At 66.3% G+C, this 23,521-nt stretch carries 22 protein-coding genes; 7 read left to right on the top strand and 15 right to left on the bottom strand.

Annotation, left to right across the window (positions count from 1 at the left end; translation table 11 throughout):
* Positions 1-56: 56 nt before the first annotated feature.
* The 14 genes from B4I46_RS12640 to B4I46_RS12575 all read right to left on the bottom strand — a co-directional run bounded on the left by B4I46_RS12640 (position 57) and on the right by B4I46_RS12575 (position 14,318).
* Complete coding sequence (locus tag B4I46_RS12640; protein WP_258659795.1) at positions 57-821, bottom strand: ABC transporter ATP-binding protein; 765 nt, start codon at positions 819-821, stop codon at positions 57-59.
* A gap of 10 nt (positions 822-831) precedes the next feature.
* Positions 832-1,947 (bottom strand): succinylglutamate desuccinylase/aspartoacylase family protein, encoded by a 1,116-nt coding sequence (locus tag B4I46_RS12635; RefSeq protein ID WP_054914742.1) that lies wholly within the window; start codon positions 1,945-1,947, stop codon positions 832-834.
* Positions 1,948-1,955: 8 nt separating this feature from the next.
* Positions 1,956-2,666 carry an ABC transporter permease gene (locus B4I46_RS12630; protein ID WP_043861955.1) on the bottom strand — a complete coding sequence of 237 codons (711 nt, stop codon included), beginning with the start codon at positions 2,664-2,666 and terminating at the stop codon, positions 1,956-1,958.
* Positions 2,663-3,391, bottom strand: coding sequence for an ABC transporter permease (locus tag B4I46_RS12625; RefSeq protein ID WP_043861954.1), 729 nt, complete (start codon positions 3,389-3,391; stop codon positions 2,663-2,665). The genes B4I46_RS12630 and B4I46_RS12625 overlap by 4 nt, the downstream gene beginning before the upstream one ends.
* A 103-nt stretch (positions 3,392-3,494) precedes the next feature.
* Entirely contained in the window at positions 3,495-4,277 is a 783-nt protein-coding gene (locus B4I46_RS12620; protein ID WP_043861953.1) for a transporter substrate-binding domain-containing protein, read from the bottom strand.
* A 111-nt stretch (positions 4,278-4,388) separates the two neighbouring features.
* Positions 4,389-6,026 carry an ATP-dependent DNA ligase gene (locus B4I46_RS12615; protein WP_286900469.1) on the bottom strand — a complete coding sequence of 546 codons (1,638 nt, stop codon included), beginning with the start codon at positions 6,024-6,026 and terminating at the stop codon, positions 4,389-4,391.
* Entirely contained in the window at positions 6,023-7,039 is a 1,017-nt protein-coding gene (locus B4I46_RS12610) for a ligase-associated DNA damage response exonuclease (RefSeq protein ID WP_286900466.1), read from the bottom strand. Before B4I46_RS12610 ends, B4I46_RS12615 begins: the two co-directional genes overlap by 4 nt.
* A 109-nt stretch (positions 7,040-7,148) precedes the next feature.
* Positions 7,149-9,176, bottom strand: coding sequence for a c-type cytochrome (locus B4I46_RS12605; protein WP_286900464.1), 2,028 nt, complete (start codon positions 9,174-9,176; stop codon positions 7,149-7,151).
* Between the two features lie 176 nt (positions 9,177-9,352).
* The gene (locus tag B4I46_RS12600; protein WP_286900462.1) at positions 9,353-11,791 is read right to left on the bottom strand and encodes a penicillin acylase family protein; all 2,439 of its coding nucleotides are present in this window, start codon (positions 11,789-11,791) and stop codon (positions 9,353-9,355) included.
* Positions 11,792-11,907: 116 nt separating this feature from the next.
* Positions 11,908-12,549, bottom strand: coding sequence for a glutathione binding-like protein (locus B4I46_RS12595; protein ID WP_286900459.1), 642 nt, complete (start codon positions 12,547-12,549; stop codon positions 11,908-11,910).
* Between the two features lie 98 nt (positions 12,550-12,647).
* On the bottom strand, positions 12,648-12,854 hold the full coding sequence (locus tag B4I46_RS12590) for an SEC-C metal-binding domain-containing protein (protein ID WP_078480560.1): 207 nt from the start codon (positions 12,852-12,854) through the stop codon (positions 12,648-12,650).
* A 6-nt stretch (positions 12,855-12,860) separates the two neighbouring features.
* Positions 12,861-13,340, bottom strand: a complete 480-nt coding sequence (locus B4I46_RS12585; RefSeq protein WP_043862632.1) for an LEA type 2 family protein — start codon at positions 13,338-13,340, stop codon at positions 12,861-12,863.
* 2 nt (positions 13,341-13,342) lie between these two features.
* A complete protein-coding gene (locus tag B4I46_RS12580) occupies positions 13,343-13,819 on the bottom strand; it encodes a YchJ family protein (protein ID WP_043862631.1) in 477 nt (158 codons plus the stop codon).
* 4 nt (positions 13,820-13,823) lie between these two features.
* The gene (locus B4I46_RS12575) at positions 13,824-14,318 is read right to left on the bottom strand and encodes a DUF6231 family protein (RefSeq protein WP_043862630.1); all 495 of its coding nucleotides are present in this window, start codon (positions 14,316-14,318) and stop codon (positions 13,824-13,826) included.
* Between the two features lie 159 nt (positions 14,319-14,477).
* Between B4I46_RS12575 and B4I46_RS12570 the strand changes: the two genes are divergently transcribed.
* From B4I46_RS12570 to B4I46_RS12555, 4 genes are all read left to right on the top strand, one after another.
* Entirely contained in the window at positions 14,478-15,170 is a 693-nt protein-coding gene (locus B4I46_RS12570) for an OmpA family protein (RefSeq protein ID WP_043862629.1), read from the top strand.
* Positions 15,171-15,260: 90 nt separating this feature from the next.
* Positions 15,261-15,974, top strand: a complete 714-nt coding sequence (locus B4I46_RS12565; protein WP_286900453.1) for an OmpA family protein — start codon at positions 15,261-15,263, stop codon at positions 15,972-15,974.
* Between the two features lie 111 nt (positions 15,975-16,085).
* Positions 16,086-16,361 carry a DUF1145 domain-containing protein gene (locus B4I46_RS12560; protein ID WP_043862627.1) on the top strand — a complete coding sequence of 92 codons (276 nt, stop codon included), beginning with the start codon at positions 16,086-16,088 and terminating at the stop codon, positions 16,359-16,361.
* Entirely contained in the window at positions 16,354-17,112 is a 759-nt protein-coding gene (locus tag B4I46_RS12555; protein ID WP_043862626.1) for a hypothetical protein, read from the top strand. Before B4I46_RS12560 ends, B4I46_RS12555 begins: the two co-directional genes overlap by 8 nt.
* 87 nt (positions 17,113-17,199) lie before the next feature.
* On the opposite strand, the gene B4I46_RS12550 is transcribed toward B4I46_RS12555, so the two are convergent.
* Complete coding sequence (locus tag B4I46_RS12550) at positions 17,200-17,664, bottom strand: CopD family protein (RefSeq protein ID WP_043862625.1); 465 nt, start codon at positions 17,662-17,664, stop codon at positions 17,200-17,202.
* A gap of 97 nt (positions 17,665-17,761) precedes the next feature.
* Between B4I46_RS12550 and dinG the strand changes: the two genes are divergently transcribed.
* The 3 genes from dinG (at position 17,762) to B4I46_RS12535 (ending at position 23,428) form a co-directional block, all read left to right on the top strand.
* Positions 17,762-19,906, top strand: a complete 2,145-nt coding sequence (gene dinG / locus B4I46_RS12545) for an ATP-dependent DNA helicase DinG (RefSeq protein ID WP_043862624.1) — start codon at positions 17,762-17,764, stop codon at positions 19,904-19,906.
* Between the two features lie 81 nt (positions 19,907-19,987).
* Positions 19,988-22,174 (top strand): beta-galactosidase, encoded by a 2,187-nt coding sequence (locus B4I46_RS12540; protein ID WP_286900449.1) that lies wholly within the window; start codon positions 19,988-19,990, stop codon positions 22,172-22,174.
* Between the two features lie 108 nt (positions 22,175-22,282).
* Complete coding sequence (locus B4I46_RS12535) at positions 22,283-23,428, top strand: serine hydrolase domain-containing protein (RefSeq protein ID WP_286900447.1); 1,146 nt, start codon at positions 22,283-22,285, stop codon at positions 23,426-23,428.
* Positions 23,429-23,521 lie beyond the last annotated feature (93 nt).

The raw sequence follows: 23,521 nt of genomic DNA, 5'->3' as shown, positions 1-23,521 counted from the left end.
TGTCTTCACAGACCATCAATGCCCGGCATTAGTTTTAGCGGGTGACAATCGTCGGATTATTTGAGGTTGCCACTCAGGAACTGGCGCAGCCGCTCGCTCCTGGGGTTGCCCAGCACATCGGCCGGTGCGCCCTGTTCCTCCACCAGCCCCTGATGCAGGAACAGCACCTGGCTCGATACCTGCCGTGCAAAGCTCATTTCGTGGGTCACCATGATCATGGTGCGGCCTTCCTCGGCCAGCCCCTGGATCACCCGCAGCACTTCCCCCACCAGCTCCGGGTCCAGCGCCGAAGTCGGCTCGTCGAACAGCATCACCTCCGGCTCCATTGCCAGCGCCCGCGCGATCGCCACCCGCTGCTGCTGGCCACCGGACAGGAACGCCGGGTACTGGTCTGCCACCCGGGGCGCCAGGCCTACCTTGTCCAGGTAGGCACGTGCCCGTTCCTCGGCCTCGTGCCGGCTTACCCCCTGCACCCGGCGCGGCGCCATGCTGATGTTCTCCAGCACGCTCAGGTGGCTCCACAGGTTGAAATGCTGGAACACCATGGCCAGGCGCGTGCGGATACGCTGCAGCTCGTCGGCATCGGCCACGCGCAGGCCGTGGCGGTCGTGCACCATGCGCACCGGCTGGCCGTCCAGGGTCATGCTGCCCTCGTCGGGCTGTTCGAGAAAATTGATGCAGCGCAGAAAGGTGCTCTTGCCCGAGCCACTGGCGCCGATCAGGCTGATCACGTCGCCGGTGCTGGCCTGCAGTGAAACGCCCTTGAGCACATGGTGCTCGCCGTAGCGCTTGTGCAGGCCTTCGATGGTCAGTTTGTACATGCACGGCCCCTCATGGCGATAACAGATAGCCGCTGCGGTACGGCTGGTTGCCCGCCACATGCGCAATCACCATGCCAGCGGTGGCCATGCGTCGCAGCGAGCGGGCATACAGCAGCCCGGCCTGCTGGTTGTATACCGGGGTCACGCGGTCGCTGAGCGGGTCGATCACCTCGGCGATCAGTTGCCCGGCCTGCACCGGCTGGCCCGGGGTGACATGAAACACCAGCAGGCCGCCCAGCGGCGTGGCCACCGGTTCGACCGCCGCCAGCGGTGTGGCCGGGTAGGGCAGGGGCGGCAAGGGGGCGGCTTCGCCTTCGATGGCACCGAAACGGGTCAGGTAGTTCAGGATCGCCTCGCAGTCGGTGCTGGCCAGCGGGTGGCTCACATCGCCCTGACCGCGCAGCTCCACCGTCACCGAAAAGCTGCCCTGGGGGATGGGGAACTGCTTGGCAAAGCGTTGCTGCAGCTGCCACCACACCAGGGTGAAACACTCATCGAACGACTGCCCGCCCGAATCGGTGGCCAGCAGGCTGGCCTGGGCCCCGAGATAGCGCGACAGCGCCTCGACCCGGGGCCAGGCTTCCGGGGTGGTGTACAGGTGCGCGACGGCCTCGAAGTCGCAGTGCAGGTCCAGCACCATGTCGGCATCGCAGGCCAGGCGTTGCAGTACCAGGCGCTGGGATTGCAGCGGGGTGGCGGCGGGCTGCGCGTCCAGCGCCCGGCGCATGCACTCGCGAATCAGCTCGACGTTGTGCCGCGGGTCCTGGGTCAGGTGCGCTTCGATCTGGTCACCGATGGTGTCGCTCAGGTCGACGAAGTGGCGGTTGAAGTTCTCGCCGCTCTGCAGCTCGAAACGCCCCAGGGGCACGTCCATCAGCACCTGTTCCAGGCCCACCGGGTTGGCGATGGGCACCAGCACGATCTCGTGGCGCAGGCGGCCCTGGCTCTGCAATTCGCCCAGGCGTTGCTTGAGGTGCCAGGCCACCAGCATGCCGGGCAGCTCGTCGGCATGCAGCGAAGCCTGGATATAGACCTTGCCGGCACCGCGCGGGCCGAAGTGGAAGCTGTGGATCTGGCGGCAAATCCCCGGCACCGGGGCCAGGATGTCGTGGGTCTTGTGGTGCATGAACGGTCCTAGTGTGCGGGGCCGAGGAAGGCCAGCCAGCGTCGTTCGGCCAGGCGGAACAGGCCCACCAGTGCGAAGGTCACGCACAGGTAGATGATGGCGGCCGTACCGAACGACTGAAAGGTCAGAAAGGTGGCCGAGTTGGCGTCGCGGGCGACCTTGAGGATGTCCGGCACGGTGGCGGTGAAGGCCACGGTGGTCGAGTGCAGCATCAGGATCACCTCATTGCTGTAGTACGGCAGTGAGCGGCGCAACGCGGACGGCATGATGATATAAGCATAAAGTTTCCAGCCGCGCAGGCCGTAGGCCCTGGCCGCCTCGACTTCACCGTGGTGCATGCTGCGGATGGCGCCGGCGAAGATCTCGGTGGTGTAGGCGCAGGTGTTCAGGGCAAAGGCCAGGATGGTGCAGTTCATGGCGTCGCGAAAGAAGCTGTCGAGCAGCGGTTGCCCGCGCACCACCTCCAGGCTGTAGATGCCGGTGTAGCAGATCAGCAGCTGGATATACAGCGGCGTGCCGCGAAACAGGTAGGTGTAGAACTGCACTGGCCAGCGCACCCACAGGCGCCGTGACACCCGTGCGATCGACAGCGGGATCGATACCACGAAGCCGATCAGCAGCGAGGCGCTGAGCAGCCACATCGTCATCGCCAGCCCGGTGATGTGGGTGCCGTCGGTATAGAGAAACGCGCGCCAGTATTCCTGCAGCAGCTCGATCATCGCAGTGCCTCCCGGGTGCCGACGTTGTAGCGCCGTTCGAGCCAGCGCAGGGCCACGTTCGAGGCGCTGGTGATCAGCAGGTAGATGAAGGCCGCCACCACCAGAAAGTAGAACAGCTGGTAGCTGCTCTTGCCGGCATCCTGGGCGGCCTTGACCAGGTCGGCCAGGCCGATGATCGACACCAGCGCGGTGGCCTTGAGCATCACCATCCAGTTGTTGCCGATGCCCGGCAGGGCGAAGCGCATCATCTGCGGGAACACCACGAAGCGAAACCGCTGAAAGCGCTTGAGGCCATAGGCGGTGGCCGCTTCGACCTGGCCGCGCGGCACCGCGAGGATCGCGCCGCGAAAGGTCTCGGTGAAATAGGCACCGTAGATGAAGCCCAGGGTGATGACCCCGGCAGCGAAGGGGTTGATCTCGATGTAGTCCCACTCCATGGCGTCGGTCAGGCTGGTGAGCCCGGTCTGCAGGCTGTAGAAGATCAACAGCATCAGCACCAGGTCGGGCACCCCGCGGATCAGCGTGGTGTAGAGCTGCGCGGGGATGCGTAGCAGCGGCAGCGCGGAGAGCTTGGCGCTGGCGCCGAGCAGGCCCAGGCCGACGCTGACCAGCAGCGACATGAAGGACAGTTGCAGGGTCATCCAGGTGCCTTGCAGCAGCAGCGGGCCGAAGCCCCTGAGGCTGAAGGCGCCAAGGCCCAGGTGTTGCAGGAGGTCGTCAAGCATGGGGCGAGCCTGTGCGGGTGGGACCTTGGGTACGCGGTGAGTCAGCTCTTGCACGCACCGCGAACCCGTGTAGGAGCCGGCCTTGCCGGCGAAGAGGCCGGCCCTACTTGCCGCTGTACAGGTTCAGATCACCAAAGTGCTTCTTCTGGATGTCGGCATAGGTGCCATCATCGTGTAACGCTTTGATACCTTTGTTCAGCAGGGCCTTCAGCTCGCTGTTACCTTTCTTAATGCCCACCGCCGTCTTCGACGGCAGCAATTCGCTGTCCACCGGTTGGCTCACTTCGTAGCCCGCGCCCTGTGGCGATTTCAGAAAGCCCAGTTCGGCCTGCAGCATGTCCTGGATCGAGGCGTCCAGGCGTCCCGAAATCAGGTCGGCATACACCTGGTCCTGGTTCTGGTAGGCCTGGGTCTTGACCCCGGCCTTGTCCAGCACGGCCTTGGCATAGGCTTCCTGGATGGTGCCCTGCTCATAGCCGACGGTCTTGCCCTTGAGCGAGGCCGGGTCGGCGCTCATGCCTGCACCTTTTTTGAACACCAGCGCGGTAGGCCCGGAGAACAGCTCGTCAGAGAAATCGATGACCTTCTCCCGCGCCGGGGTCACCGTCATGGACGAGATCACGCCGTCGAACTTGTTGGCCTTGAGGCCCGGAACCATGCCGTCGAAGTCGCTCTCGACCCACCTGCACTTGACCTTGAGCTCGGCGCAGATTGCGTTGCCCAGGTCGATGTCGAAGCCCACCAGGCTGCCGTCGGCGGCCTTGGACTCGAAAGGGGCGTAGGAGGGATCGACGCCGAAGCGCAGTTCCTTGTAGTCCTTGGCCAGGGTGTTGCCCGCAGCCAGGCACAGCGCCAGAGCAGACAGCGTCAGCAGAGCTTTTTTCATGGTGTGGTCCTTCAAGCGCAAGTGATGGGTGGCTGCGCAGCGTTACCGCTGGCCGCTCGACATCAAGCTCACAGCAATTTCCGCACCATAGTCCCAATTGCTGCGTTTCGCTTACCCCAGCAGCGACTGCAACGTGGCCAGGTCGTCTGCTTCGTCCACCGGTTTGTCCAGGCGCCAGCGCAGCATCCGCGGGAAGCGCACCGCAATCCCGCTCTTGTGGCGCTTGGACAGTGCGATGCCTTCGAAGCCGAGTTCGAACACCAGCGTCGGGGTCACGCTGCGTACCGGCCCGAAGGTTTCCACGGTGGTCTTGCGGATGATTGCATCAACCTTGCGCATCTCTTCGTCGCTGAGCCCTGAATACGCCTTGGCGAAGGGCACAAGGCTACGCTGCGGGCTGCCGGCTGGGGCGTCCCACACCGCAAAGGTGTAGTCGCTGTACAGGCTGGCGCGCCGGCCATGTCCGCGCTGGGCATAGATCAGCACCGCGTCCACGCTGAACGGGTCGATTTTCCACTTCCACCACACCCCCATGTCCTTGGTGCGGCCCACCCCGTACAGGGCGTCGCGGGCCTTGAGCATCAGGCCCTCGACCCCCAGGCTGCGCGATGCCTCGCGCTGGGCGGCAAGCTCGGCCCAGGTGTCGCCCTGCAGCACCGGCGACAGGCGCAGCGCCGGGTGCGCAGTGGTCTGCACCAGCGCCTCCAGCTGCGCCCGGCGCTCGGCCTGCGGGCGGCTGCGCCAGTCGGCCCCCTGCCATTCGAGCAGGTCGTAGCCCAACAGCACCACTGGCGCATCGGCCAGTATCTTCTTGCCCAGGGTCTTGCGCCCGATGCGCTGCTGCAGCAGGGCGAAGGGTTGCACGCCGTCGCGCCACACCACGATCTCGCCGTCCACCACGCAGCCATCGGGCAGCACGGCGGCCAGCGCCTGCAGTTCGGGGAAGCGCTCGGTCAGCAGCTCCTCGCCGCGTGACCACACCCACAGCTGGCCCTCGCGCTTGACCACCTGCGCACGGATGCCGTCCCACTTCCATTCCGCCTGCCAGGCCTGGGGCGGGCCGAGCAGGGCCTCGAACTGGTCCACCGGCTGTTGCAGCGCATGGGCCAGAAAGAACGGGTACGGCTGGCCGCCGCGCTGGGCATGTTCGTCTTCGGACTCGGCCGCGATCAGCTTGAGGTAGCCCTGGGCCGTGGGGCGGTGCGACAGGTCGGTGTAGCCCACCAGGCGCTGAGCCACGCGCTTGCTGTCTATGTCGGCCAGTTGCGCCAGGGCGCGGGTGACCAGCAGCTTCGACACGCCGACGCGAAAGCTGCCGGTGACCAGCTTCAGGCACACCAGCAGGCTCTGCCGGTCGAGCTGTGCCCACAGGAGCGGCAGGCGCTGCGCCAGGGTTTCGGGCGGCAGTCCGCGCAGCGGCAGCAGGCAATCCTCGACCCAGTAGGCCAGGCCCGCGTCGCTGCTGTGGGCGGCTTCGGGCAGCAGCAGCGAAAAGGTCTCGGCCAGGTCGCCCACGGCCTGGTAGCTCTCCTCGAACAACCAGTCGGGCAAACCCGACAGGCTGATTGCCAGCTCGCGCAGCAGCCGTGTGGGTACCAGCTGGCGCGGCCGCCCGCCGGCCAGGAAGTACACCGCCCAGGCGGCGTCTGCGGGGCTGGCGCTTGCGAAGTAGCGCACCAGTGCATCGCGCTTAGCGTTGCTCGAGGTGGTGGCGTCGAGCTGGCCGTAGAGTTCGGCGAAGGCCTTCATGCGCTGGCCTCGGTCGGGGCGCCTTCATCCTCGTCACCGTATTCGGTGACGAACGCCTGGGCATCCAGCCCGCGCTCGCACAGGTAGCGCACCAGCACGGCCACCGAGCCGTGGGTCACCATCACCCGCTGCGCCCCGGTCTGTTCGATGGCCCGTAGCAGGCCGGGCCAGTCGGCGTGGTCGGAGAGCACGAAGCCGCGGTCCACCCCGCGCCGGCGCCGGGTGCCGCGCAGGCGCATCCAGCCGCTGGCGAAGGCGTCGCTGTAGTCGCCGAAGCGGCGCATCCAGCTGCTGCCGGCCGCCGAGGGCGGGGCCAGGATCAGCGCCTGGCGCATGCGTGGGTCGTGCTTGTCCATCTCGCTGGCATGCAGCGTGGCGGGCAGGGCGACACCCGCTTCGCGGTATACCCGGTTCAGCGGCTCGACCGCGCCATGCACCAGGATCGGCCCCAGGCTCGGGTCCAGGCCATGCAGGATGCGCTGCGCCTTGCCGAACGAATAGCAGAACAGCACGCTGGCCTTGCCCAGTGTGATGTTCTCGCGCCACCACGCATTGATCTGGTCGAAGATCTGCTGCTGGGGCTCCCAGCGGTAGATCGGCAGGCCGAAGGTCGACTCGGTGATGAAGGTGTGGCAGCGCACCGGTTCGAACGGTGCGCAGGTGCCATCGGGTTCGACCTTGTAGTCGCCGGATGCCACCCACACCTCGCCGCGATACTCCAGGCGCACCTGGGCCGAGCCCAGCACATGGCCGGCCGGGTGCAAGCTCAGGGTCACCCCGCCGTGGTCCAGGCGCTGGCCGTAGTCGAGGGTCTGCAGGTTGATGTCGGCGCCCAGGCGGCTGCGCAGGATGCCCGCGCCGGGGCTGGCGGTGAGGTAGTGGCGGTTGCCGTTGCGGGCGTGGTCGCCATGGCCGTGGGTGATCACCGCACGTTCAACGGGGCGCCACGGGTCGATGTAGAAATCCCCGGGTGGGCAGTACAATCCTTCGGGTCGTGCAATCACCAGGTCCATGCCAAGGCCGCTGCGCTGGGGGTTTAACCTAGGAGCGCGGCCGGGCCGGTGAAGTTCGATCCGAAAGCGTCGCCGGCGTGCTGCCGGCGACGTTGCAGGGGGGGCTGCTTCAATAGCGCGCGTCTACCGGGCGCCCGCCGTTGGGCCAGTCCTTGACCTTGTCGGGGAAGTCCGGGCGTGGCTGGCTGGAGAACCAGGCCGCCACGTCCACCGCGTCCTGGTCGGACAAGCCGCCCTGGCCGAGCGGGAACTTCTCGTGCATGCCGATCGGCATGTTGCGTTTGACGAAGGCGGCCGCAGTGTAGGTGCGCGCCATGCCGGCACCGATGTTGAACGACTGCTCGCCCCACAGCGGCGGGAAGATCCAGGTGCCGTCGGCGCGGGTCAGGCCTTCGCCGTCGTTGCCATGGCACACCGCGCACTGCTGGGCATACACCTGCTTGCCGTTGTCCAGGTCGGGCTTGATCGACGGGTCGACCTTGCCTACGCCGCGCCCTGGTACCTTGTCCTCGGGCTTGGTGTTGTTCTTCATCCACTCGAAGTACGCCACCATCGCCTGCATGTCGGCCCCTTGCGGTGGCAGCGGCGAGCCGCTCATCGAGCGCCGGAAGCAGCCGTTGATGCGCTCCTCCAGGGTGATCACCTTGCCCGCCCGTGGCGCATAGCCGGGGAAGAAGGCCGATACCCCGACGAACGGCGAACCGTCGGCCACGGTGCCGGCGTTCAGGTGGCAACTGGTGCAGTTGAGCGCGTTGCCGACGTTGTCGGGCAGCAGGTCACGGGTCTGCAGGTGCAGGCGCATGCCGCGCACCACCTGATCGGCATTGCTGGCCGCCAGCAGGTCGGCCAGGCGCGGGGTCTCGAAGGTCGAGGCGTCGCGATCCTGGGGCTTGAGCTGCTGGCGCAACTTGGCCACCTGCGCTGCGCTGATCGCCGAGCCGTCGTTGCCCCAGCTGCTGCGCACGAACGTGAGGATCTCGGCGATCTCGGTGTCGGTCAGGCGCGAGAACCCGGGCATGGTGTACACCCGCGGGTGGGCGACGGTTTCGGCGGTCTGCCAGCCGGTCAGCGTGATGTGCAGCAGCGAGGTCGGGTTGGCCGAGGCCACGCTGGGGTTGTGCGCCAGTGGCGGGAACATGCCCGCCACGCCGGCGCCGTCCGGGCGGTGGCAGTCGCTGCAGAACTGCGTGTAGCCCAGCCCGCCGCGGCTGGTGAACAGGTTGTCCGGCGCTGGGGCAGGAGTTCGTTCCACCATCGGCATCGGCAGGTCGTCCTTGCCCGGCGGCAACGACTTGAGGTAGCGCGCGATGGCGGTGAGGTCGGCGTCGGTGAAGTGCTGGGTACTGTGGGAGATCACCTCGGCCATGTTGCCCGACACCGTGGCAAAGCGGTTCTGTCCGGTCTTGAGCAACTGCACGGTGTCTTCCACCGTCCACAGGTTGCGCAGGCTCAGGGCGCGCCAGTGCTCCACGGTCTCGCCTGCCAGGAAGTGCTGGCCGCCGCTGCCGGCGTCGTCCATGGCCTTTTCCTGGAAGGCCACGCCGCGCGGGGTATGGCAGGCGCCGCAGTGGCCCAGGCCCTGTACCAGGTAGGCGCCGCGGTTGAGCTCGTCGCTGCGGGCCGGGTCGGCCACGAAGGGCTGCTTGTCGAGAAACACCAGGTTCCACAGCGACAGGCCCCAGCGCTGGCTGAACGGAAACTTCATGTCCGCTTCCAGGTTGGGCTGGTTGACCGGCTTCACGTCCTCCATCAGGTAGGCGTACAGGTCGCGCATGTCGCCTTCGGTCATTTTCGCGTAGGAGGGGTAGGGCATGGCCGGGTACAGGTTGGTGCCGGCCGCGTTCACCCCTTCGCGCATGGCGCGGTCGAACTGCTCGAAGGTGTAGCGGCCGATGCCGGTGACCTTGTCGGGGGTGATGTTGCTGGAGTAGATGGTGCCCATCGGCGTGGTCAGTTCGAGGCCGCCGGCCATCAACTCGCCGCCCTTGGCAGTGTGGCAGGCCACGCAGTCGCCCAGACGGGCAATGTAGGCGCCGCGTTCGGCTGCCGTTGCCGGGGGCGGCTCACTGGCAGAGGCGGGGTACGCAAACAGCAGCGTCGAGCCAAGCATGGCCAGACGCGATACAAGAGAAGCCATCGCAATCGTCCTTTGGATGCGGCCGCAGGTGGTCCTGTAGGCACGTATCCGCAATCGTTTTTATAGGGTCATCAGACAAACCCGGTTATAGCCGATGGACGAGGGTGGCACTTTGATATGGATCAGCGCGGGGTGAGAAAGGGGCTCGCCGCCAGGGCGACGGCGAGCCGAAGGGTTTACTTGCCGGGCACCAGGGTCAGGCGCTTGCTGCCGTAGGCGCGTTCGAAGTTCTGCGGCTGCATCGGGAAGGTCACGTAGCTGCCCTTGAACCAGGCATCCAGCCCGTCGGCGAAATGCGCGCTGGCCGGGTTGCCCGACTGCCCGCTGCTGCTCACCCCCTGCAGCGGCTCGGCCAGGCCGAAGTCGACCACCATGCGCATCGACGGCATCAGGCGGGCATCGAAGTCCTGGCCCCAGGCATAGGCCGAGGCGTTGAGTGTGGTGTGGTCGCCGCCGGTGGCCAGCGGGCCGCGCTTGAGCGTGTCGCCCAGGCCATAGGGTGCGCTGACGGGCCAGTGGTACTGGTGCAGCTTGCCCCATTGCCAGGCCCGGCGGTCGGTGCCCATCTGCGCTTCGCCGGCGCTGATGGCCGCGGCCAGGCTCCGGGCCAGGATCGTCGGCTTGTCCTGCTTGCCCGGGCTGTTGCGGTCGTCCCAGAACGGGCTGTCGTCGCGGCCCAGCAGGTGATCGGCCTGGGCCGAGTACGACAGCCGCGCATTGGCGACGAAGGCCTGCCAGCTCGGGCTGGTTTCGGGCCCCAGCTCATCGAGGAAGATCTGCCGGGCGCTTTGCTGCAGGAACAGCTCGTACACCGCGGCATCCGCCGATTGCGGGCTCAGGCGCCCGTCGAACGCCATCAGCCGGGTGTAGGCCTCGCGGGCGCGGGCCTTCTGCTCGGCGGGCAGGGCGTCGATGGCCTGCTTGAGCGGCTGGGCCATGCCGGGTGCTTCGAACATGGCCTTGAGCTTGGCGGCGAACAGGGTGGTCTGGTCGTACTGCATGGCGATCAGGCTGCGGCTGTCGTGCTTGCCGTTGCCGGCCAGCTGCGCCAGGCGTTCGGCACGCTCGGGGTAGTACCAGCTGTTGGACAGTTGCAGGCCATAGCCCTTGGGAATGCTGCGCTGGTTGGCATTGCCCAGCCAGCCTTGCGGCGGGTCCTGATCGTAGGGGTGGAGCATGGCGTCGGCGTAGCCATCCCAGTCATAGCGCCCGTCGGCACCTGGGGAGGGCAGCAGGCCCTGGCCTTCGCGGCGGTTGGGGTAGCGGCCGGTAACCTGCCAGCCCACGTTGGCGGCGTCGGCGAACACCAGGTTCAGCGCGGCGGCGCCGATTTCGCGGCTGGCGTCGAAGGCACGTTCGACGCTCTGTGCCCGCGACAGGTCGAAGAACGCATCGAGGCTCTTGTCGCCCTTGAGTTCGGGCATCTTCAGAGCCAGGCCGAGGCTGCCCTGGGTGCCGGTCAGCAGGGCGCCGTGGCGGGTTTCGTACAGGGTTTCGCGTTGCGGGCGCTGGCCCTTGACGAAGTAGGTCTCGTTGCGCGCCTGCACCGGCTGCCAGCGGCCGTCGGCTTCATAGAGCACGCGGTTGCCTTCGCGCTTGAGTTTTTCCAGGTACAGGTCCTGGTTGTCGCCCATTGCCGCGCTGCTGCTCCAGGCCAGCTTGCCGTTGAAGCCGGACAGCACGAACGGCAGGCCGGCCAGGCTGAAGCCGGCGGCCTGGTATTTGGTGGTGCGAACCTGCACCGGGCTCAAGGCCCAGGCGCCCTGGCTGTCGCTGGCCAGCAGGCTGCGGCCGCTGCGGCTGCGCTGCGGGGCGATGGCCCAGTTGCTCGACGCCGGGGTGCCCAGCAGGTTGAGCGCGGCCAGTTGCTCGCTGACCTTGTTCAGTGTGGCCAGGCCCGGCAGCAGGCTGCCCGGGTTCAAACCCTTGAGCTTGTCGGCTTCGGCCATGGCCAGCGGTTCGTCCGGGTAGCTGGGCAGCAGCCACGGCAGTGTGTCGGCACCGACTTTCTGCGCCAGGGTCAGTGCGGCGATTTCTTCCTGCAGGTTCACCGACTGGCTGAAGCTGTACAGGCTGAAGATCAGCGCCGAATCTTCAGGCTTCCAGTACTCGGGGCGGTAGCCGCTCTGGGCCAACGGGGCCGGCAGGCGGTCGCGGTAGCGGAACAGGTAGGCGTTGACCCCGCGTGCGTACACCTCGAAGAAGCGCTTGAGGCGCGGCGAGGCGTCGGCGTAGAGGTCGCTGGCGTTCTTTTTCAGGTTGACCGCGCGCATGAAGCGGTCGACCTCCAGCGCATCCGGGCCGGCCATCTCGGCCAGGCGCCCCTGGGCCAGCAGACGCATGCCGACCATCTGCCCGATGCGATCGCCCGCGTGCACATAGCCCAGGGTGAACAGCGCATCGTGGAAGCTGCTGCTCTCGATCAGCGGCATGCCCAGGGCGTTGCGCCGCACCGAGACGTTCTGTGCCAGCCCCTTGAGCGGTTGCACGCCGCTGGTGGGGATGACGCTGTCCTGATGGTTGCCCAGTTGGCAACCGCCCAGGCTGAGCAGCCCGAGCAGGGTCGCGGCGACGCCGAACCGGGGTAGAACGGGGGAAAGGGCTGGCGAGGCCATGGGCAAGGCTCCTGCAGGGGATGGCGCTAAAAGGCGCTACGTTAGTGAGCGCGATCACGCCATGCAAGCGGGGGCGCGGGCTTTATTTTCAAAGTACCGCGCGGCCTTGTCGTGGTTCAGGCTGGCGGCGGGTTGATCTGCTCGACCAGGGCGTAGGCGCGCTGTGTGGCGGGGCGTGCCTGGATGCGCTGGAACCAGCCTTTGAGGGCCGGGAAGTCGTCCAGGTTCTGCTGCTGCCAGGTGTGCGAAACGATCCACGGGTAGATCGCCATGTCGGCGATGCTGTAGTCGTTGCCGGCGACGAATGGTCGGTCGGCCAGGCGCTTGTTCAGTACCCCGTACAGGCGCGCGGTTTCGTCCACGTAGCGCTTGATGGCGTAGGGGATCTTCTCGGGGGCGAAGCGGTTGAAGTGGTGGTTCTGCCCGGCCATCGGGCCCAGGCCGCCCATTTGCCAGAACAGCCATTGCAGGGCCTCCTGGCGGCCGCGCAGCTCCTTGGGGATGAACTGCCCGGTTTTTTCGGCAAGGTAGAGCAGGATGGCCCCGGACTCGAACAGCGACAGCGGCTGGCCGTCGGCGGTGTCGTGGTCGACGATGGCCGGGATGCGGTTGTTGGGGGCGATTTTCAGAAAGTCTTCGGCAAATTGCTCGCCCTTGCCGATGTTGATCGGGTGAAGGGTGTAGGGCAGGCCGGTCTCTTCGAGAAACAGGGTGATCTTGTGGCCGTTGGGGGTGGTCCAGTAATACAGGTCGATCATGGTCACGCTCCGTTTGATGGTCGTCTGCTGGAACTGTGCTTGATGTCGAGGCGCAACGTGTGTGGGAGCGGGTCAGGCCCGCTCCCACAGGGGAGGCATCAGGCCCCGTGGCACTTCTTGAACTTCTTGCCGTTGCCGCATGGGCAAGGGTCGTTGCGGCCAACGTCCTTCAGGGCATTGCGCGCAGGTTCCTGAGGGGCATGGTTGCAGTGCGGGCCATGCACATGGCCGTGGTCATGATCATGCGCGTGATGGTCATGATCGTGATTGCAGTCGGGGCCATGAACGTGGGGTTGCTGGGTCATCGAGGGTTACTCCGGAATGAGATCGGCGGGAATTATCTCACCCTTGCGCAACAAGTGCAGGTCGTGGGCAAAGAATAATCCGGTGCTCAGCTCACCCTCCAGGCGATAGGGGATGGCCTGATCGGGGCGCTTGAGCAGCTTGGCGATGGGCTTGAGCTGGCGCCACAGGTTGGTACGCACCGGTACCTGGATGGTGCGCCGACTGTGCGCGTCCACCCGAAACCACTGGCCGTGGTCGCCTTCGACCAGCAACAGGTCGGCCAGGTACACCGCGTAATGCAGGTTGCGCACCTGCAGGGTGCTGTCGTTGGGATTGTCGATGCGAAAGTGCAGGATGAACTCCTGCTGCATCAGCCGCGCCTTTACTGTCTCGACCCGCACCAGGTGCACGCCGGGGTCCTGGTAGCTGCCGCCCCACCAGCTGGCGCAGCCCGCCAGATTCATCAGCAGCAGGCCGATGAGCAGCCGACGGGCGCAGGTGGTCATGACTAATGGCTCATGTAGCTGGCGCAGCACTTCTTGAACTTCTGCCCGCTGGCGCATGGGCAGGCGTCGTTGCGCCCGGCCTTGAGGCCCACCGTGGGGTCGATGAAGTACCAGTGCCCGCCGTTGTGCACGAAGGCCGAGCGCTCGCGGTGGCTGTGCTCGCCGTCGTTGTCGTGCCAGCGCGCCGTGAAGGTGACGAACGCGTGATCGGGCTGGCCGCCGAACACCTCGGCGCTCTCGACCTCCAGGCCCAGCCAGGTGCTTTGCGCGCTCCAGGCGGCAATGCCGGCGCGATCCAGCCCGGCCTGCTGCACCGGCAGGGTGGTCTTGATCAGGTAATCCACCAGCCCCAGCACATAGGCGCTGTAGCGCGAGCGCATCAGCGTCTGTGCATCGGGCGCCGGGTGGCCGGCATGATAATGCCCGCAGCAGGCATCGAGCAGGTTACCGCTGCCGCACGGGCAAACCGAGACACTCATTGCATCACCACCAGTACTTTCCAAAATTTTGCGGGTTGGCCCAGAACTTGGCGTTGAGCCAGTCGGGTACCTGTTTGTAGTCACGTAGATCATAGGTGAACAGGTTCAATACCTGCTCGTCACGTTGAAAACGCTCGCTGTCCTGCAGCGCCAGTGCGTAGAAGTCGGTGTCGCGCCAGCCGCTGGCCGCAAGGTCGACCAGCACCGCCACGCGGCTGGCGTTGAGGTTGCGAATGCCGCCGAGCAGTTGCAGGCCCTGCTGGTTGCTCAGGTGTTCCAGGCAGTCCACCAGCACCGCCAGGTCGAAACGCTGCGCGGCAAGCTCGGCCGGCAGCGCGCCGGGGCGGGCCACGGCGATCTGCGCCTGCGGGTGCGCGGCGGCGAAGGCCTCCAGTGCCGGAAACGACGTGCCCACCAGCAACAGGCGTTGCGGGGCATGGTGCTCCAGCAGGGCGGCGAGGGCCTGCTGGGGCGTGCGCGAAGAAAAACGGTCAGTCATCGAAGCTCCTCGTTAATGCGTCAAGACTAGCCGGCCCGCGACGCAAGGCATAGAGGCACGCGCAAAGCGCCATGGCTTATTGCTGGCGCAGATGGAATCACCGGTCTTTACTCCCAGAGCATCGGTTTTGCACCGATTCCCCCTAGGAGACGCGACAAAATGAGCATAGTTCGCACAGCATTGCCTCTGGTTCTGCTAACCAGCGTATTGACTGGTTGTGCAGGTTTGCAAAAAACCGACTGGCCGAAGTGTGCCGCCGTCGGGGGCGTTGGCGGTGCCGCCCTGGGCGCCATCGAAAGCTCCAGCTGGGCCGGCTGGGGCGCGCTGCTCGGCGGCGGTCTGGCGGCCGGTTACTGCTGGGCCCATGGCGACGGCGACGAAGACGGTGATGGCGTACCGGACAGCCGCGACAAGTGCCCGGGCACCCCGCGTGGCGTTCAGGTCGATGCCAACGGCTGCCCGCCGGAGCCGGTCGCGGTGGTCGAGGAAGTCGTGGTGGTCAAGGAAGAGGTCATCGTGATCCGCGATGTGCTGTTCGAGTTCGACTCGGCCAGGCTCACCACGGCCGACAAACTGCGCCTGGACAAGATCGCCACGCGCCTCAAGGCCGAAGCCCCGAGCGCACGCCTGAGCGTCACCGGGCACACCGACAGCCGCGGCAGCGATGCCTACAACCAGAAACTCTCGGAGCGCCGCGCCCATTCGGTGACCGACTACCTGGTCGAGAGCGGCATTGCGCGCAGCAGTTTCGTTTCGGTGCAGGGCGCCGGTGAAACCCAGCCGGTGGCAGACAACAACACCGCCGACGGACGCGCGATGAACCGCCGCGTGGAAATTCGCATCGATCGCTGAAGCCCTTGCGCCCCGCGGCTTGTGAAGTGTCGCGGGCGCGTCTTTACTCCTGTGTGACCGGTACTGGCCGGTGACACAGGAGCATTCCCCATGAATGTAATCACCAAGGCTGCGCTGCCCGTGCTCGTGGTCGCCAGCCTGCTGTCCGGTTGCGCCACCCACAGCGATGGCAGCGCCCCGTTGAACCAAAGAACCTGGCCCCTATGCAGCCTGCTGGGCGGCGCCGTGGGTGGCGGCCTGGGCGCCATCGAAAGCTCTGCCTGGGCCGGTGGCGGCGCGGCGCTGGGTGCCATCGCCGGTGGCCTGATCTGCTTTGCCCAGGACGGTGACGAAGACGGCGATGGCGTGTTCGACCGCCGCGACCGGTGCCCCGATACCCCGCCCAACACCCCGGTGAGCCACAACGGTTGCCCGTTGCCCCAATACCCGCCGAGCGAGAAGGCCCCGGCGCCTGAGCCCGAGGTGATCACCCTCAACGACCAGGGCAGCGTGATGTTCGCCTACGACTCGGCCGAACTCACCCCGGCCGCCCAGCAGCAGTTGCGTACCCTGACCGGCAAGCTCAATGACCCGAGCGTGGCCAGCATCAAGGTGATCGGACACACCGACAGCCGTGGCAGCGATACCTACAACCAGGCGTTGTCCGAGCGGCGTGCCAGCAGCGTGGCCGAGTACCTGATCAGCCAGGGCCTGGCACCGCAGAAAATCACCAGCCAGGGGCGTGGCGAGCGCGAGCCGATTGCCGACAACGAAACCGATGCGGGCCGCGCGCAGAATCGCCGGGTCGAATTGCACCTCAATTGATCGACAGCGGGGCTGGCATCCGGAGGGTGCCAGCCGGTAATGTGGCGTGCAGTGCCTGTGTCGCGTAAGCGGGCCGCCAAACAAGAAAACGCAACAACAAGGGGCGCGGGTATGAAGGCGTTGTGGGGGCTGGGCAAGGCCCTGACGGTAGTGTTCTGGTGGGTGGTACTGGTGAATCTGCTGATGCCGGCAGACAAGCCGTTCCACCAGCTGATCAACCTCGCGGGGGCCATGCTGCTGGTGCTGCACGTGCTCGAGGTGCTGATGTTCAACGGACGGTTGCGTGAGCGCAGCCATCGCTGGTTCGACCGTTTGCAGATTCTGCTGGTCGGCATCTTTCATATCCAATCGATACCGGCCCCGCGCCAGGAGGCTGGTCATGCGTAAGGTCGTGTTGTTGGCAGCACTGTTCAGCCCGTTGGCCCTGGCCGATGCAATCAGCGTGGCGGCGCACTCGGTGCTGCGCCTGCCGAACAAGGCCAGCGTGGTGCACCTGCAGCGCCTGGAGGTGGCGGATTCGGCCACCCTGGTGCTACCGGCGAGCCTGGTGGAATTGAAGGTGGATGAGCTGCACCTGGGCAACCAGGCGCGCATTGCCATCGTGCCGGCCGAGCATGCGCTGAGCATGGAAGTGGCCCAGGCGCAATTGGGCCAGGGCAGTGAGATTGCTGCCCACGGTGCGCCGGGTACCTATGAGCGGGTCGCCAGGCCCGGACGTGACCTGAGCTTGCGCATTCAGGCGCTGGAGGCTTCAGAACTGGCCATCGACGCCCGTGGCGGCGCGGGGGCACCGGGGTATGTGGGGCTCGATGGCGGCAACGGCAAGGCGGGTGGTTGCACCTGGGGCCAGGCCAGCCGTGGCGCCAATGGCGACAACGGTGGCGATGGCCATGACGGGGCGCCCGGAGGCCGGGTGCGCCTGGCACTGCCGGCCAGCTTCCCGGCCGAGCAGATCAAGGTCAGGCTCGACGGCGGTGCGCCGGGGCTGGCAGGTGCGCCGGGCAAGCCGGGCGCAGGCGGGGCCAGCAAGGGTTGCCTGGTGTACCGCACCGATGCAGGGGCGACGGGAAGACCCGGGCAGCCCGGGCAACCGGGGGCGGCCGGGGCTGACGGGGAGCTGATTCTTCAGCGCCTCTGATCTTCAGGGCCGCTTCGCCGGCCAGGTCGGCTCCTACAGGCAAACGTGGCCTTTGCAGGAGCCCGCCTTGCTGGCGAAGCGATCACCTCACACCAGCAGCCGGCTCGACGCCACCAGCACCACCGCAATACCCAGCAGCAGGTTGATCCCCACCAGGCGCCGAATGCGCCCGAGCACTGCGGCCCCGGCGGGCCAGTCCTGCGCCTTCACTGCCTTGCGCAACTCTGGCAGCAGCAGCGCCTGGATTCTCAGAAACAGCGCAAACATCGCAATCCCTGCGCCAATCATCACCTGCACATAACGTGGCGCAGTCTCGAACCCCGAGAAGCGCATGTGCATCATGCCCACGCCGGTGATCGCCAGCACCGCGACCGCCACCCAGACCCACACGAAAAAACGTTGAAACACTTCTACCCACAGCGTCAGCCGTGAAGGGCCGTCAAGCGCGGCCACCATGGCCGGGCGCAGGATCAGCCAGGCGAAGAACATGCCGCCCACCCAGATCAGGGCGGCCAGCAAATGCAGGCTGTAGGGGATGGCAAAGGCGGTCATCGGGAACTCCATTCGGCGCAAGGGGCAATAGCGGGGTATGATAGCGACCCATTCGAAACACTGAAAATTTATCCAGCCCTCCGGGCGCCCCGACACCATGATCAGCAACGAACTCAAATCCCAGATTCAGGGCGCCTATTCGCGTTTTCTCGAAGCCAAGAGCCTCAAGCCCCGCTACGGCCAGCGTCTGATGATCGCCGAAGTGGCCAAGGTGCTGGGCGACATCGCCGTGGACGACGAAGGCCGCCGCAGCGGCGAGCCCGCCGTGGTCGCGGTCGAGGCCGGCACCGGTACCGGCAAGACGGTGGCCTACAGCCTGGCCTCGATTCCCGCGGCCAAGGCTGCTGGCAAGCGCCTGGTGATCGCCACCGCCACCGTGGCCCTGCAGGAACAGATCGTGTTCAAGGACCTGCCGGACCTGATGCGCAACAGCGGCCTGAACTTCAGCTTCGCCCTGGCCAAGGGGCGTGGTCGCTACCTGTGCCTGTCCAAGCTCGACCTGCTGCTGCAGGAAGGCCACGCCCAGACCGCCACCGCGCAGCTGTTCGAGGAGGAGGGCTTTCGCATCGAGGTGGACGAGGCCAGTCAGAAGCTGTTCACCAGCATGATCGAGAAGCTGGCCGGCAACAAATGGGACGGCGACCGCGACAGCTGGCCACAGGCCCTGGAAGACCAGGACTGGTCGCGCCTGACCACCGACCACAGCCAGTGCACCGGCCGCCACTGCCCCAACTTCGGGCAGTGCACCTTCTACAAGGCCCGCGAGGGCATGGGCAAGGTCGACGTGATCGTCACCAACCACGACATGGTGCTGGCCGACCTGGCCCTGGGCGGCGGCGCTGTGCTGCCCGACCCGCGCGACACCATCTACGTGTTCGACGAAGGCCATCACCTGCCCGACAAGGCCATCGGCCATTTCGCCCATTACACCCGCCTGCGCTCGACCGCCGACTGGCTCGAGCAGACCGCCAAGAACCTGGCCAAGCTGCTGGCGCAGAACCCGCTGCCGGGCGACCTGGGCAAGTACATCGAGCAGGTGCCGGAACTGGCCCGCGAGATCAAGGCCCAGCAGCAGTTCATGTTCAGCGCCTGCGAGCAGGTGGCGGAGTTTCGCCCGGGCGAAGACATGGAAGGCCGCGAACGCCCGCGCTATCGCTTCGTCGGCGGCGTGGTGCCCGAGCACATGCGCGAGATGGGCATCGAACTGAAAAAGGGCTTTTCGCGCCTGACCGACCTGTTCACCCGACTCACCGACCTGCTCAAGGAAGGCATGGACGCCGAAGTCAGCATCGGCATCCCCAGCCACCAGGCCGAGGAGTGGTACCCGTTGTTCGGCAGCCTGCAGACCCGTGCCCAGGGCAACTGGGAGCTGTGGACCGCCTTTACCGCCGAAGACCCGGAAGACAGCCCGCCGATGGCGCGCTGGCTGACCCTGGCCGAAAGCGGTGCGCTGTTCGATATCGAGGTCAACGCCAGCCCGATCCTGGCGGCCGAGATGCTGCGCCGCAACCTGTGGAACGTCGCCCATGGCGCCCTGGTGACCTCGGCCACCCTGACCGCGCTGGGCAAGTTCGATCGCTTTCGCATGCGCGCCGGGCTGCCCAAGCTGGCCGTCACGGCGGTGGTGCCCAGCCCGTTCCACCACGTGGATGCGGGCGTGCTGCGCGTGCCGGACCTGCGCGCCGACCCGCGCGATGCTCCGGCGCATACCGCCGCGATCATCCGTGACCTGCCCGAGCTGGTGGAAGGCTCGCGTGGCTCGCTGGTGCTGTTCTCGTCGCGCAAGCAGATGCAGGACGTGTTCGACGGCCTGGACCGCGACTGGCGCAAGCAGGTGTTCATCCAGGGCAACCTGTCCAAGCAGGAAACCCTCAACAAGCACAAGGCGCGCGTCGACGGCGGGGACTCCAGCGTGCTGTTCGGCCTGGCCAGCTTTGCCGAAGGGGTCGACCTGCCGGGTGCGTATTGCGAGCACGTGGTCATCGCCAAGATTCCCTTCGCGGTGCCGGACGACCCGGTCGAGGCGGCCCTGGCCGAGTGGATCGAGGCCCGTGGCGGCAACCCGTTCATGGAGATCGCCGTGCCGGATGCCTCGCTGCGCCTGATCCAGGCCTGCGGGCGCCTGCTGCGTACCGAACAGGACCGCGGCACCATCACCCTGCTTGACCGGCGCGTGGTCACCCAGCGCTACGGCAAGGCTATCCTCAATGCGCTGCCGCCGTTTCGCCGGGAAATTTCCTGAGCGGCACAGCGCTTTGCAGTGCCCCGTTGTCTATTGCACAGATCAAGGCCCGCAAGGGCCATCAAGGAGAACTCCAGCCCTATGTTGCGCCGTACCCTGCCTGCCGTGATTGCACTGTTGTTCAGCTCGCCGCTGCTGGCCGGGCAACAGACGCTGTTCAACTTCGTTCGCCCGGCCGCGGTGGTCAATGTGGTGACCGAAGATGCCAGCCTGCCGCAGTACAACGCGGAGCAGACAGCCGAGGGCGAGGTACTGCGGCGCGTGGTGTTCAACCCCGTGGAGCGCCCGAGCCTGCGCCTTAGCCCGCAGACCGGGGTGTGGGACTGGACGGGCGCTACCGCGCTGACCTTGCGCATGCAGAGCGCCATGGACTGGGCGCTGAGCGTCGACGTGACGGTGCTCAGCAGCGACGGCAGCACCCTCACCAGCCGCATCGACCTGCCGGCCGGCCCGGCACAGACCGTGATGGTACCGCTGACCGCCAGCTCGCCGCTCACCCAGGGCATGCGCGTCGGCCCGCCGATGCCGTTCCGTCATCAGGGCCAGCGGGTGCTGCTGACCAGCAGCGAGGGCAAGGCCGACCTCAAGCAGGTGGTATCGGTCACGCTGTCGATGCCCAGGCCCAAGGTGGCGCAGAGCCTGCTGATCGAGCGCTTTGGCGTGCAGGACGACGACGTGCTGCAAAAGGCCGCCTATGCCGGCCTCATCGACGGTTATGGGCAGTCCACCCGTGGTCGCTGGCCCGAAAAGATCAGCAGTGACGACCAGCTCAAGGCGGCTGCCCAGCGCGAGCAGCAGCAGCTCAAGGGCTGGCTGGACGAGCGCAGCAAGCTCAAGCTGGACACGTTCGGCGGCCTGCTTGGCGCTGAGGCATTCGAGGCCAAGGGGTTCTTTCGCACCGAAAAGCGTGAGGGTCGCTGGTTTCTGGTCACGCCGCTGGGGCATCCGTTCTACTCGCTGGGGGTCAATGCCGTGGCGGCCGATGGCGGTCGCACCTACGTGGAAGGGCGCGAGTCGATGTTCACCGCCTTGCCCGAGGCGCAGACCCCGCTGGCGCAGTACTACGGCCAGGGCGACAACCTGGACGGCAACGGTTCTTCCCAGGGGCGCGGTTTCGGCAAGGGGCGCTGGTTCGACTTCTACGCCGCCAACCTGGGCCGTGGCCACGCCACGCCGACGTTCGACCAGGCGCGCTGGCAGGGCCAGAGCCTGGATCGCCTGCAGGCCTGGGGTTTCAACACCCTGGGCAACTGGAGCGACAACGGCCTGCAGAGCCAACGCCTGGCCTACACCCTGCCGTTGTCCATCGGCGGCGACTACACCAGCATCAGCACGGGGGTGGACTGGTGGGGTGCGATGCCCGACCCGTTCGACCCGCGCTTTGCCATGGCCACCGAACGTGCTGTGGCGATTGCCGCGCGCGACCATCGCGACGATCCGTGGCTGATTGGCTATTTTGCCGACAACGAGCTGGCCTGGGCGGTGCCGGGTAATGAACCGAAGCAGCGTTATGCGCTGGCCTATGGCACCTTGCGCCTGACCACCGACTCGCCGGCCAAGCGTGCCTTTCTCAAGCAGCTGCGCGACAAGTACCGCAACCAGGAAGGCCTGTCCAAGGCGTGGGGCATCGAACTGACGGCGTGGGAACTGATGGAGGACCCGGGTTTCGAGCCGCCGCTGCCCGACCCCGCGCACCCGGAAATCGAGGCCGACTTCAAGTATTTCCAGCGGGTGTTTGCCGAGACCTACTTCAAGACCATCTCCGACTCGCTGAAATGGCATGCGCCCAATCACCTGCTGCTGGGTGGGCGGTTTGCGGTCAGTACGCCTGAAGCGGTGGCGGCGTGTGCCAAGTACTGTGATGTGGTGAGCTTCAATGTGTATGCACCCACGCCGCAGGATGGCTACGACTTTGCCCAGCTCAATGCGCTGGACAAGCCGGTGCTGGTGTCGGAGTTCCAGTTTGGCTCGCGTGATCGTGGGCCGTTCGGGCCGGGGCCGATGGAAGTGGCGCGTGAGGAGGACCGTGGGCCGGCCTATGCGAACTTCGTCAAGGCGGCCTTGAAGGAGCCTTCGATTGTGGGGGTGCACTGGTTCCAGTACCTGGATCAGCCGGCCAGCGGGCGTTTGCTCGATGGCGAGAATGGGCATTTCGGCTTGGTGGGGATTACCGACGTGCCGTTTCAGGGGTTTGTGGAGAGTGTGCGCAAGAGCAATCTTGAGGTGGTGGAGCAACTGAACAAGCCGCTGGTGATGCCGGCACGGTAAGCGCCTGAGAGCGCAAGGGGACCGCCTGGCTTTGCGGTGTTCCCAAAAACCTCCAGTGCTGGAACAATGCCAGCCATTTTGTGGTGCAGTACGGCGGGGTAATTACGGGTGCAGATTCAAGGTCATTACGAACTCCAGTTCGAGGCGGTACGCGAAGCCTTCGCAGCACTTTTCGATGATCCCCAGGAACGCGGCGCCGCACTGTGCATCCAGGTCGGTGGCGAAACGGTCCTCGACCTGTGGGCCGGCACCGCCGACAAGGACGGCCAGCAAGTCTGGCACAGCGATACCATCGCCAACCTGTTCTCCTGCACAAAAACCTTCACCGCCGTCACCGCCCTGCAACTGGTGGCCGAAGGCAAGCTGGCGCTGGATGCACCGGTCGCTCGCTACTGGCCAGAATTTGCCCAGGCCGGCAAGAGCTCGGTAACCCTGCGCCAACTGCTGTGCCACCAGGCCGGCCTGCCGGCGATCCGCCAGTTGCTGCCCGCCGAAGCCCTGTACGACTGGCAGACCATGGTCGACACCCTGGCCGCCGAATCCCCCTGGTGGACCCCCGGCACCGCCCACGGCTACGCCGCGATCACCTACGGCTGGCTGCTGGGCGAGCTGATTCGCCGCGCCGACGGCCGCGGCCCGGGCGAGTCGATCGTGGCGCGCACCGCCAGGCCCCTGGGGCTGGATTTCCATGTGGGACTGGACGATGAAGAGTTCTACCGTGTCGCGCACATCGCCCGGGGCAAAGGCAACCCGGGTGACGAGGCAGCCAAGCGGCTGCTGCAGGTGACGATGCGTGAGCCCGAGGCGTTGTCCACCCGCGCCTTCACCAACCCGCCAGCCATCCTGACCAGTACCAACAAGCCTGAGTGGCGACGCATGCAGCAACCGGCGGCCAACGGCCACGGCAACGCACGCAGCCTGGCCGGGTTCTATGCCGGGCTGCTTGACGGCAGCCTGCTGGAATCGGAACTGCTCGACGAACTGACCCGCGAACACAGCCTGGGCCAGGACATGACCCTGCTGACCCAGACCCGCTTCGGCCTGGGCTGCATGCTTGATCAGCCACAGGTGCCCAACGCCACGTTCGGGCTGGGCGCCAAGGCTTTCGGGCACCCGGGGGCCGGCGGCTCGGTCGGTTTTGCCGATCCGGAGCACGACGTGGCCTTTGGCTTTGTCACCAATACCCTGGGCCCGTATGTCCTGATGGACCCGCGGGCACAGAAACTGGTTCGGGTGCTGGCCGGCTGCCTTTGATCGGGTAAGTCCCTGCAACCGGAACCCATTGTCTATTCTGGATTCCAACAGCCTGCGCTGTCGGGTCAAATTTCTTTCATTTTCATGGTGTAT

Source organism: Pseudomonas sp. UBA7500 (assembly GCF_002478435.1).
GTDB lineage: Bacteria > Pseudomonadota > Gammaproteobacteria > Pseudomonadales > Pseudomonadaceae > Aquipseudomonas > Aquipseudomonas palmensis.
Note: the sequence above shows the minus strand (reverse complement) of the source record. Positions and strands in the feature narration are given on the sequence as shown.